Origin of the sequence: Stenotrophomonas sp. YIM B13575 (assembly GCF_042787595.1) — a bacterium.
Classification (GTDB): Bacteria; Pseudomonadota; Gammaproteobacteria; order Xanthomonadales; family Xanthomonadaceae; genus Stenotrophomonas; species Stenotrophomonas lactitubi_B.
On sequence record NZ_JBHZOP010000167.1, the window covers coordinates 1 to 10,887 of the forward strand.

Annotated in this window: 9 protein-coding genes; 2 read left to right on the forward strand and 7 right to left on the reverse strand. The window is 68.4% G+C overall.

Going from position 1 to position 10,887, the window contains the following annotated elements:
- Positions 1 to 154: 154 nt before the first annotated feature.
- The 7 genes from ACFX4F_RS19960 to ACFX4F_RS19990 form a co-directional block, all read right to left on the reverse strand.
- Positions 155 to 1,801, reverse strand: coding sequence for an MFS transporter (locus tag ACFX4F_RS19960; RefSeq protein WP_380658051.1), 1,647 nt, complete (start codon positions 1,799 to 1,801; stop codon positions 155 to 157).
- Positions 1,795 to 3,078, reverse strand: a complete 1,284-nt coding sequence (locus tag ACFX4F_RS19965) for an alginate export family protein (protein WP_380658053.1) — start codon at positions 3,076 to 3,078, stop codon at positions 1,795 to 1,797. The genes ACFX4F_RS19960 and ACFX4F_RS19965 overlap by 7 nt, the downstream gene beginning before the upstream one ends.
- The gene (locus ACFX4F_RS19970; RefSeq protein WP_380658062.1) at positions 3,057 to 4,904 is read right to left on the reverse strand and encodes an amidohydrolase; all 1,848 of its coding nucleotides are present in this window, start codon (positions 4,902 to 4,904) and stop codon (positions 3,057 to 3,059) included. Before ACFX4F_RS19970 ends, ACFX4F_RS19965 begins: the two co-directional genes overlap by 22 nt.
- A gap of 119 nt (positions 4,905 to 5,023) precedes the next feature.
- Entirely contained in the window at positions 5,024 to 5,449 is a 426-nt protein-coding gene (locus ACFX4F_RS19975; protein WP_380658056.1) for a DoxX family protein, read from the reverse strand.
- Positions 5,450 to 5,451: 2 nt separating this feature from the next.
- Complete coding sequence (locus ACFX4F_RS19980; protein WP_180167333.1) at positions 5,452 to 6,108, reverse strand: hydrolase; 657 nt, start codon at positions 6,106 to 6,108, stop codon at positions 5,452 to 5,454.
- A complete protein-coding gene (locus ACFX4F_RS19985) occupies positions 6,105 to 6,521 on the reverse strand; it encodes a helix-turn-helix transcriptional regulator (protein WP_099818749.1) in 417 nt (138 codons plus the stop codon). Before ACFX4F_RS19985 ends, ACFX4F_RS19980 begins: the two co-directional genes overlap by 4 nt.
- A gap of 79 nt (positions 6,522 to 6,600) precedes the next feature.
- Positions 6,601 to 6,933 (reverse strand): hypothetical protein, encoded by a 333-nt coding sequence (locus ACFX4F_RS19990; protein ID WP_099818750.1) that lies wholly within the window; start codon positions 6,931 to 6,933, stop codon positions 6,601 to 6,603.
- Between the two features lie 96 nt (positions 6,934 to 7,029).
- Between ACFX4F_RS19990 and ACFX4F_RS19995 the strand changes: the two genes are divergently transcribed.
- Both ACFX4F_RS19995 and ACFX4F_RS20000 read left to right on the forward strand, forming a co-directional pair.
- Positions 7,030 to 10,062 (forward strand): triple tyrosine motif-containing protein, encoded by a 3,033-nt coding sequence (locus ACFX4F_RS19995; protein WP_380658059.1) that lies wholly within the window; start codon positions 7,030 to 7,032, stop codon positions 10,060 to 10,062.
- Positions 10,055 to 10,708 carry a response regulator transcription factor gene (locus ACFX4F_RS20000; RefSeq protein WP_180167336.1) on the forward strand — a complete coding sequence of 218 codons (654 nt, stop codon included), beginning with the start codon at positions 10,055 to 10,057 and terminating at the stop codon, positions 10,706 to 10,708. The genes ACFX4F_RS19995 and ACFX4F_RS20000 overlap by 8 nt, the downstream gene beginning before the upstream one ends.
- Positions 10,709 to 10,887: the final 179 nt, after the last annotated feature.

The following is a 10,887-nucleotide window of genomic DNA, read 5'->3' on the forward strand; positions in this document are numbered from 1 at the left end:
CGCCGACCTGCTGGCGTTCGCACGCAAGTGACGTAGCGCGGCGGCGCTCCGGCGCCGCCGCTCCTGCGGTAATGCCGGCCGCTGGCCGGCACCCCCATCAACCTCGATCGAAACCGCGTTCAGCCGGCCAGCGGCCAGCTCTACCACGACACCCTCAGATGTCGCTGCGGTGATGCGGCGCTGCTGCGGGCAGTGGATCATGGCCGCCGACGAAGTGACGCACCACCGGGGCGCGCTCACCGCGATGCAGCGCGCGCAGCGCCTCCTGGATCGCCTTGTCGTCGGCGGTGATGCGCTCATGCTGGCGCAGGTGCTCCAACCACGACGCCGCCACGAAATATTCCAGATGGATGCCCGGGGTCGCCACATCCTCGACCACGCCCCAGACCACGGCGCCATCGCGCCGACGGACCGTCCCCAGCGTGCGCATCTGCGCCTGGAACGCGGCGCGGTCGGCGGCATCGATGCGATATTCGATGGTCACCAGCACCGGCCCGCGATCATTGGATACCGGTACAGACAGCTCCGGCGCTGGCCAGTGGCCGGCCGGGCTCAGGTTCAGATCTTCGGCACCGGCTATGCGCACGCGCCATACCAGCAGGCCGCCGATGACTGCGCCTGCGGCGGCCACCAGCAATGCCAGCTCCGGCGATGTGCGCTGCGCCAGCGCGCCCCAGCTCAGGCCACCGGCCGCCATGCCGGCCGAGAACACCATGATGTACAGGGCAAGCGCCCGTGCTCTCACCCAGGCCGGCACCGCGGTCTGTGCAGCGATCTGCAACGAAGACAGTACGGTGATCCAGGCAAAGCCATTGACCAGCATCACCAGCGGCAACACGTACCAGCTGCGGGTCAGGGCCAGGCCGGCCAGGCTGGCAGCCAGCGACAAGGTGGCCAGCAGCACCAGCAGGTCGCGGTCGAGCTTCGCCCGCAGCTTCGGCAGCAGCAGTGCGCCACCCACCGCACCGATGCCGATGCAGCCCAGCAGCACGCCATACTGCCCTGCCCCACCGTGCATCTGTCCGCGCACCACCACCGGCAGCATCGCGTTCATCGCTGCGGCAAAGAAGAAGAAACCAGCCGATTTGATCAATACCGCCTGCAGGCGTCCGGCACGGCTGGCATAGCGCAGGCCTGCCTTCAGGCCAGCACCGAATCCTTCCGGAGGCAGGCTGGACGCCTTCGGATCGCGCTTCCAGCCCCACACCACGAACAGCATTGCCGCAAAGGTGATGGCGTTGAACCCGAAGGCCCATACCGCACCCAGCTGGGCCACGATCACGCCGCCGATGGCTGGGCCGATCGAACGGGCGATGTTGATGCCGATGGAATTGAGTGCCACTGCCGAGGCCAGCATCGGCTGCGGCACCAGCTCGGAGACGATCGCCGCCTGCGCCGGCATCGCCATCGCCGCGCCGCAACCCATGCAGAAGGTCAGCAGCACCAGCAGTTGTGGCGTCAGCAGATCCATCGCCGTAAGCATCGCCGTCACCGCCGCCACCAGCAGCATCCAGCCCTGGGTGAACAGCAGGTACTTGCGGCGATCGACAATGTCGGCAAGGGTGCCGGCAGCCAGCGCCAGCAGTACGATCGGCACGGTGGTGGCCGACTGCACCAGCGCCACCATCAGCGCCGAGCCGGTGCGTTCGGCCATTACCCAGGCCGCAGCGACGTCGTTGACCCAGGTACCGATGTTGCTGGCCAGGATCGCCAGCCAGATCGAACGGAACATGCGGATCTTCAGCGGCGACCAGGCGCCATCGGCCTGCGGAGAGTGTTGTGACGCGGATGCGTTCACCATTGCCATGCTCCAACGATTGAGGCGTACAGCGTGTCCTGGCCACCGGCCTGCTTCAGTGCAGGGCCCGCATCGACCCAGGCCAGCTGCAGCTGCCATTGCCAGCGGTCATTGACCTGCCAGCGGGTTTCGGATTTGTACTGGGTGCCGATGCGGCGTGCGCCACCGGCACTGCCGGGCAACGCAGCCAATGGTGCCGGCGTGGTGTAGACCGCATCGGCGCGCCGCTGCTTCCAGGCCAGCTGTACACCCAGCTCGGTAGTCACCGCGTCATGCAGGCGCAGCGCCAGTGTCGGTTGCAGATCCATCAGGTTGGCCGGTGCCAACAGGCTGGCTTCGCTGAAATAGGCGGACTTGGGAAACAGCGCATTGAACGTACCGAGCCGGCCATCCCGCGGATCTGCATCGCCGCTGGCGATATCGGCCTTCAGGCCCAGGCGCGGTTGCAGCGGCAGCCCTGCCCAGCGCCAGCCGGTATCGGTGGCCAGGGTCCACGCGCGGACGTCCAGATCGCCGGTCACGGCCCGCAGCTCACCGCCCTGCACCACCAGCTCGGTGTTCCAGTCCAGCGCGCCGGACTGCCCGAACCAGCGCGCGCCCAAGGTCTGCCGCCGCTCGGTACCGCTGCCTGCGGCGAAGCGCGCGCCCTCGCGACGATAGTCCAGCAGATAGAGATCCCACTGGCTGCCGCCTGTGCCCTTGGCCGTCGTCGCATACACGCCGATCAGGTGTGCACCGCGCTCACCGCGGTCATCGAACGCACCGGGGCGGTTCTCGACCGGACGCAGCGCCATCAGGTCCAGCGCGCCCAGCCGGCCCTGCCACCCCACCCGTGCACCATCAAAGGCCAGGCGGATGTTCGGCCCGTCGCGCACCGACAGCAGGCGCGAGCTGCCATAGCCCGCTTCCTGCCGGCCCAGCTGCACGTGCATGCCTCCAGCAGTCCAGCGCCAGTACGCCTGCTGCACGTCCAGCGCGCCGCGATCGGTTCGACCTGGGCCACCGGCCTTGCCGCGCTCGGCATGCGCGCCCAGCTGCAGCTTCGCCTGCCAGTCATCGCGGGCGAAGGTGGCCGATGCCAGCGCACGCAGCAGGCCATAGCCATCCTCGCCGCCACCAACGCCGAACCGGCTCGGGTCGTAGTACATGCCACGCAGGCGCAGCGATGCATCCCACTGCAACTGGCCATCGCCAACCACGGCACAGGCGCCACCGTCGCAGGCCAGTGCCAACGACGGCAACGCCAGTGATGCCAGGGTCAGAACGCGAAGCACGAACATCCCATCGCGCCCCAGAACGCGGTCAGGTCAACGGTTGGCGCGGCATGGCGGGCCGCATGTCCATGCCCACCATGGGTGCTGCAGGCTGCACCGTGATGGTGATGATGGGCCGCCGCCAGGCCAGTGGCGGCGCCGCCGACGTGGTAGCCGCCGAAGCGGTTCACCGGCGACCAGTCCGGCATCGCGGGAGGCAGCTGCGGCGCCAACCCGGCGTAGTCGCCGTCGGCATGCACGATGCGGCCCCCCACCACGGTCAACAGGCTGGTGATGTCGGCGATCTGCTGCTCATCGACACGGAAGAAATCGGCCGACAACAGGATGAAGTCGGCCAGCTGGCCTGTCTTCAGCGTGCCCTTCACCGCTTCGTCGCCGGAAAACCAGGCACTGCCCTGCGTCCACAGGCGCAGGGCCTGGTCGCGCTCCAGCAGGTTCTCATCGCCGTACAGGGCCAGGCCACCAACGGTGCGCCCGGTCACCAGCCACGACAGCGCCACCCACGGGTTGTAGCTGGCCACGCGCGTGGCGTCGGTACCGGCGCCGACCGGCACGCCCTCGGCCAGCATCCGCTTCACCGGTGGCGTGTGCCGCGCCGCCTGCACACCATAGCGCTGCACGAATGCCTCGCCCTGGTAGGCCATGCGGTGCTGCACGGCGATGCCGCCATTCAACGCGCGGATACGCTCGATGTTGCGCGGGGTGATGGTCTCGGCGTGGTCGATGAACCAGTGCAGGCCATCGAACGGCACCTCGCGGTTGACCTGCTCGTAGACGTCGAGGATGCGGCTGATGCTCTCGTCGTAGGTCGCGTGGATGCGGAACGGCCAGCGCTTCTCCACCAGCAGCTTGACCACGTCGTGCAGTTCCGGCTCCAGCTCCGGGGGCAGCTCCGGGCGCGGCTCGTTGAACAGTTCGAAATCGGCTGCCGAGAACACCAGCATCTCGCCGGCACCGTTGTGGCGCAGCAGGTCATCGCCCTGGCGCGGCTGCAGCATCTCGCTCCAGCCGCGGAAATCGCTGACCTCGCTGCCCTTGTTCTGGGTGAACAGGTTGTAGGCGATGCGCACGGTCAGCTGCTGGTCGCGATGCAGCTGCTCGATGACCTGGTAGTCCTCGGGGTAGTTCTGGAAGCCACCGCCGGCGTCGATCACCGAGGTGATGCCCAGGCGGTTCAACTCGCGCATGAAATGGCGGGTGGAATTGGACTGGTATTCGATCGGCAGCTTCGGCCCCTTGGCCAGGGTTGCATACAGGATCAGTGCGTTCGGCTTGGCCAGCAGCAGGCCGGTCGGGTTGCCCAGCGAATCGCGCACGATCTGCCCACCGGGCGGATCCGGCGTTTCCCTGGTATAGCCGCAGGCACGCAGCGCCGCGCGGTTGAGCAGTGCGCGGTCGTACAGGTGCAGCAGGAACACCGGCGTATCCGGGGCGATGTCGTTCAGCTCCTGCAGGGTCGGCAGGCGCTTCTCGGTGAACTGGGTAGCGGTGAATCCACCGACCACACGTACCCACTGCGGCGCGGGCGTGCGGTCCACCTGCGCCTTCAGCATGGCCATCGCATCGGCCAGTGACCGCAGGCCGTCCCAGCGCAGCTCCAGGTTGTAGTTCAAGCCACCACGGATAAGGTGGGTGTGGCTGTCATTGAGACCCGGCACCAGTCGCCGTCCCTGCGCATCGATGAGGGTGGCTTCGCTGCCCCAGTCGCGCATGATCTGTTCATCGCTGCCGACGGCGACGATGCGCCCCTCCTGCACGGCCAATGCCTGCGCATGCGGTTGCTGCGGATCGAGGGTGGTGATGCGTGCATTGCGGATGACCAGCGTGCTCATGCGGCGCTCCTTGGAAGGGGATTCGATGGCGACGGCGGTGCCGCCAGCCAGGCCCAGCGCCAGCGCGGCACCGGTGGCCAGGACCACGTTGCGGCGGCCAGGATCGAGAGGGTCGTTGCTCATGCGATGTCTCCAGAAAGAACCAGCCCATCCACCGCCCATGCACCGGGCCCGGCCAGGGCGATGGCCAGCAATACCAGCGTCCACAACAACGGATACTCGGCACCGCCGCGCATCCAGAACCATCCTTTGGGCAGTGCTAGCAGTGCGGTGAAGGCGATGAACGCGGCAGCCACGAGCGCGGCGATCCGGGCCTGCCAGCCCAGCATCACCGCGGTGCCGGCCACCACCTGCAGCAGCGCAAGAAGCAATGGCAACGGGGCCGCTGCAGGCAGACCGAAGCCACGCAGTTCGCCGGCAAAGCCCGCCAAGCCAGGCCCGTTGAACCAGCCGAACAGTTTCCCCAGCGCGTGCGGCAGCAGGAATCCTCCCGCCGCCACCCGCAGGATCAGCAAGGCCAGGTCGAGGCCATGGCCGTCGCGCACGCTCAGTGCCCGCCTTCCTGGGCGCCGAACATGGTCTTGGCGTACTGGATGCCGACGCCATAGCCGCCCGCATGGTCGCGGGCGATGCCGGTGGTCAGGTCGTAGGTTTCACCGCGCGCCCAGTCGCGCTGCAGTTCCAGCAGGTACTGCACGCTGGTGATCGGCACCGCACCGGCCTGCACCATGCGGGTGATCGCGCGTTCGTGCGCCTCTTCGCTCACATCGCCGCAGGCATCGGTGATCACATAGACCTCGAACCCCTGCTCCAGCGCCGACAGCGTCGGTCCGACGATGCAGACGCTGGTCCACAGCCCGGCCAGCACCAGCCGACGCTTGCCGATACGGTTCACCTCATCGATCACCGGCTGGTCTTCCCAGGTGTTCATCGAGGTGCGATCGAACACCGTCTGGCCCGGGAAGATCGCCGGCAGCTCCGGGAACATCGGGCCGGAGAACGACTTCTCGGCCACCGTGGTCAGCAGCACCGGCACGTTGAAGCCCTTCGCGCCCTTGCTGATCAACGACACGTTGTTGCGCAGTGCGGAGATGTCGATGGTGTGGGTGGCGAACGCCATCTGCGACTGGTAGTCGATCAGGATCAGGGCGTGGTCGGTGGGTGACAGCAGTGCCTTGGCGGGGGTGGCGGTGGCGAGGCTCATGGGTGGACTCCAGTGGAAGAAACAACAAGGGGACGTGCGAGCGCCGCATCGCCGGCCAGATACTGGCCGGGACTGCAGCCGGTCTCGGCGCGGAAGCTGCGGACGAAATGGCTCTGGTCGAAAAAGCCCAGATGCTGGGCCAGGCAGGTCATCGACTGCCCATGGGTCGCCAGCAGCTGCCGCGCACGTTCAATGCGCCGTCGGCGTACATAGCGAAGCGGGCTGGCACCGGTGCCATTGCGGAACAGGCGCACCAGATGAAAACGGCTGACGCAGGCGACTTCGGCCAGCTCGGTGACCCGCAGCGGCTGCGACAGGTGCTCATCGATGTAGCGCAGCGCACGCTGCAGGGCGGCCGACTGCTGGGGCGCCAGCGTGGGCGTGGGCTCGGCGGGCGAAAGGACGGTAGCCATGTTCGGGCGCCGCAGCGGGGGTGGCCCATGGTGCGGCGCCAGCCGTCGGCGCCCTACCCCCAACGGTCGAGGTCAACACTCACCCGATCGGGGGAGGCGGCCGTCGCAGGCGTCGCCGGCCGAACAGCCGCGCGTCCAGCGAATAGGCGCCCGGCCCCAGCAGCAACAAGGCCAACGGCAGCAGCGACCATGGCAACGCCGCGCCCTGCCAATAGAGCCCCGGCACCGCCAGCGCAACCGCCAGCGGCGTCAGCAGGCCGGGCAACAGCAAACCCGTTGCCGCCAGGCACAGCCACCACGACCCACCTGCAGCGGTACCTGGCAGCAACAGCGCGCTGGCGACGCACATTCTCAGCCACAGCAATCCCAGGCCCGGGCCGCGATCGGGAAACATCACATACAAGCGCTGCATCGCCGGCCTCCATCATCCATGTCGGCGTGATAGCCGACCCCGCTGCATCACGCCTACCCCATTCGGGTCACCTGCGCCTGCCCCGCACCTGCCAGAATGAGCGCCATGCGTGGCCACATCATCCCTCTCCCGCGTCGCCTGCCGGCGCTGCTGTCGTGCCTGCTGTTGTGGATCGCCCTGCCCGTGCTCGCTGCGCAGCATCCGGTGATCAGCGACGGCATGCCCGGCTACCAGCACACCGCGTGGCGGGTCGGCCAAGGGGCGCCCGGCGATATCTGGGACATCGCCCAGGATCGTGAGGGCATGCTGTGGCTGGCGACCGGCTCGGGCCTGTACCGCTTCGACGGTCGCCGTTTCGAGCGCCAGGCGGCGCCTGCGGGCGCCCGCTTCCCCTCCACCAACATGGTCACGCTCGGCCTCGACGGCGAGGGCGACGACCTGTGGATCGGCTATTTCCAGGCCGGCATCAGCCAGTTCTCGCCGCAGCGGCTGCGCAGTTTCGGGCGCGCACAGGGTGTGCCGGTGGGCGTGGTGCCGCGCTTCGCGCATGACCACAACGGACGCCTGTGGGCGGCAGTCAATGGCGGCCTGCGCTGGTTCGACGGGCAACGCTGGCAGGCTCCGGCCGCCGATGAAGGCGTGCCACAACGTCGTGTGCAATGGCTGCTGCAGGACAGCCACGGCACCTTCTGGGTGCTGGCCGACCTGCACATCTGGAAGCGCCCGGCGGGAAAGACCGCATTTGAGAACACCGGCATCGCGGTCTCGCAGATGGCGTCCCTGGTGGAAAGCCCGCAGGGCGAGATCTGGCTGGCCGACCGCATCCGCGGCACCTCACCACTGGCCAACGCGCACGGGCTGCTGCCCCCCAGCGAACGGGAAGCGCGGCGCATGCCGGACCTGGTCGCCTCGCGGCTGCAGTTCACTGCCGATGGCGCACTGTGGGCCACGATGAGCCCGCACGGTGGCGTCGCCCGCGTCACCTTCGAAGGTCAGCGCGCCGTGCGCATCGAGCGCTTCGACACGCCACAGGGCCTCACCGCGACCTCGGCGGTGCCGGTCATCGCTGACCGCGAAGGCAACCTGTGGGTCGGCACCAACCTCGGCCTCAACCGCTTCCGCGCACGCAGCGTGCAGACGCTGGCCGTCGGCCCCAGCGATCCTTACCGCTCGCTGGTACGCGGCAGCGACGGCCGCGTTTACGGCTATGGCGAAGACCTCAAGCTGTTCGACCTGCAGCGCCCGCTGCTGGCCGAAAGCGCAGCGCAGTTGCAGGCCGCCGCGCAGCGGGCACCCACCCCCGTCTGGCAGTTCGACTGGATCAACCTCGCGCGCACGGTGGGCGGCCACACCACGCGCATTTCACTGCCCGCGCCGTTCACCGGCCAGCCCCTGCATGCCCTGCTGTTTGCCGACGATGACCAGGCCTGGGTCTGCGCCGGTGAGCAGGCCGTGCTGCAGTACGCGGATAGCCGGTGGCGACGCGAGACACGGCTGCCCGAACAGGCCTGCTCGTCGCTGGCGCGTGCCAGCAACGGCGCGCTGTTGCTTGGTTATTCCGACGGCACGCTGCGCCGCCTCGATAACGGATCGGTCGACACGTTCGGCACGGCACAGGGGCTGTCGGTCGGCCCGATAACCGCGCTGCTGCAGCATGACGATCTACTGCTGGTTGCCGGTGAGGCGGGCTTGGCCGCGCGCCTCGGCAACGGTCGATTCCTGCCCGTGCGCACCAGCACCACCGGCATCCTCGAAGGCATTACCGGCATGGTCGCCGATGGCCAAGGGCGGCTCTGGCTCAACGGCAGCCGCGGCCTGGTGCGGCTTGAAGTCGCTACCCTGCGCAGCGCACTGCGCGACGGCCAGCCAGTCGCCCCGCGCCTGTTCGATGCCGTCGATGGCATGCCCGGCATTGCCCTGCAGAGCGGCCCCATCCCGACCGCCGTGCTGGCCGCCGACGGCCTGCTGTGGCTGGCCACCAACCAGGGCCTGGCATGGTTGGACACGTTGCAGCCGCACATCAACACCATGGCGCCCGGGGTACGCATCGGCGACGTGCTGTATGGCACCACCCAGACGCCGTTGCAGGAGGGATTGCGCCTGCCGGCCGGCACCTCCCAGCTGCAGATCGACTATGTCGCGCTGTCGCTGGCGCGGCCCGAGCGCAACCGCTACCGCTACCGCCTGTCCGGCGTGGACGACGGCTGGCAGGACGCCGGTGGCAGCACGCGCGCGTACTACACCAATCTGGCCCCGGGGCATTACCGTTTCGAGGTGGAGGCTGCCAATGAGGATGGCATCTGGAGCCGCGTGCCAGCCAGCCGCACCTTCCGGATCGCGCCCACGTTCCTGCAGAGCATCTGGTTCAAGCTGTTGTGCGTGGTGCTGGTGCTGGCCGTGCTGATGCTGGCCATCCGCATCCGCAGCGGCCAGCTCGCGATGCTGTTCCGCGCCCGCCTGCAGGAGCGCAACGGCGAGCGCGAACGCATCGCACGCGACCTGCACGACACTCTGCTGCAGGGCAGCCAGGGGCTCATCCTGCGGCTGCACGCGATCAGCCAGTCCGCGCAGACGCCTGAACCGGTGCGCACCCAGCTGGAGGCGGCGATGCAGTTGGCCGAGCAGAATCTTGCCGAAGGCCGGGAGCGGGTCAACGCTCTGCGTGACGGACCGTTTGCCGGTCGCGACCTCGCCTCGGCGCTGGCCGATGTGCACGCCGAGTACGCGGGCCAGGGCACCAACCCGCTGCGCCTGACCGTGGAAGGCAGCCCGCCGCCCCTGCAGACCGATGCCGCCGAAGAAGTGTTCCTGATCGGACGCGAGGCCATCCGCAACGCCTTGCGGCATGCGCAGGCCAGTGCCATCGAAGTGGAACTGTCCTACGGCACCCGCTGCTTCCTGCTGCACGTACGCGATGATGGTGTCGGCATTGCCAACGAGGATGCCGGCCGCGGTCATTGGGGCATGCAGGGCATGCGCGAGCGCGCACAGCGGCTGGGCGCGGAATTGCAGCTGTGGACCCGACCGGGACTGGGCACCGAAGTGGCGCTGTCCGTGCCGGCCCGTCGCCTGTATCACCGCCGTCCATCGCGCTGGCGCTGGCCCTGGAGCAGACCCACCCATGACTGAATCCCTTCCTCCCATCGGCGTACTGGTGGTTGATGACCATCCCCTGCTGCGCGATGGCCTGGCGGCACTGCTGAGCACGCACGCAGACCTGCGCCTGCTCGGCGAAGCCGCCGATGGCGAAGAAGCGCTGGCCCGCTACCAGCAGCTGCAACCGGATGTGGTGCTGATGGACCTGCAGATGCCTCGCATGGACGGCGTGGAAGCGATCGTGCGGATCCGCGCGCTTGATCCCCGCGCCCGCATCATCGTGCTGACGACCTACCGCGGCGATGTGCGTGCGGTGCGTGCCCTGCAGGCCGGCGCCAGCGCCTATCTGCTGAAGGACACGCTGCGCCACGAACTGGTGGACACCATCCGCACGGTGGCCAGCGGCCGTCGTGCACCGATACCCGCGGAGGTGGCGGCCAGCATCGCCGCGCATGTCGTGGAAGACCGGCTGTCGCCACGCGAAACCGAAGTACTGCGCCACGTGGCCGGTGGCCTGTCGAACAAGCGCATCGGCGAACGCATGCAGATTTCCGAGCAGACGGTGAAGGCGCACATGAAAAGCCTGATGGACAAGCTGGGCGTCGGCGACCGCACCCACGCGGTAACCCAGGCGCTGCGCCGCGGAATCATCAGCCTGGATGACACCGGTCAGGAGTAAAGGGGGTTCGGCCGGGCTGCGCCCGGCACCCGCAGAAGCAACGGCAACGGCAACTGCAACAGCAACAGCGGGTCTGCTGCGGGATGGCGGGGTGGGTCCGGTGGCAGGGGCCGCTGCAAGTACGTCCATGTAAGCTCGGTCGCCGCATCCATGCGGCTCACGCCCCTGTCACCGGACCC

Excerpts from the sequence above, each read along its gene's own strand:
- ACFX4F_RS19960 (WP_380658051.1), bottom strand. The coding sequence starts at position 1,801 with ATGGTGAACGCATCCGCGTCACAACACTCTCCGCAGGCCGATGGCGCC.
- ACFX4F_RS19965 (WP_380658053.1), bottom strand. The coding sequence starts at position 3,078 with ATGTTCGTGCTTCGCGTTCTGACCCTGGCATCACTGGCGTTGCCGTCG.
- ACFX4F_RS19970 (WP_380658062.1), bottom strand. The coding sequence starts at position 4,904 with ATGAGCACGCTGGTCATCCGCAATGCACGCATCACCACCCTCGATCCG.
- ACFX4F_RS19980 (WP_180167333.1), bottom strand. The coding sequence starts at position 6,108 with ATGAGCCTCGCCACCGCCACCCCCGCCAAGGCACTGCTGTCACCCACC.
- ACFX4F_RS19985 (WP_099818749.1), bottom strand. The coding sequence starts at position 6,521 with ATGGCTACCGTCCTTTCGCCCGCCGAGCCCACGCCCACGCTGGCGCCC.
- ACFX4F_RS19990 (WP_099818750.1), bottom strand. The coding sequence starts at position 6,933 with ATGCAGCGCTTGTATGTGATGTTTCCCGATCGCGGCCCGGGCCTGGGA.
- ACFX4F_RS19995 (WP_380658059.1), top strand. The coding sequence starts at position 7,030 with ATGAGCGCCATGCGTGGCCACATCATCCCTCTCCCGCGTCGCCTGCCG.
- ACFX4F_RS20000 (WP_180167336.1), top strand. The coding sequence starts at position 10,055 with ATGACTGAATCCCTTCCTCCCATCGGCGTACTGGTGGTTGATGACCAT.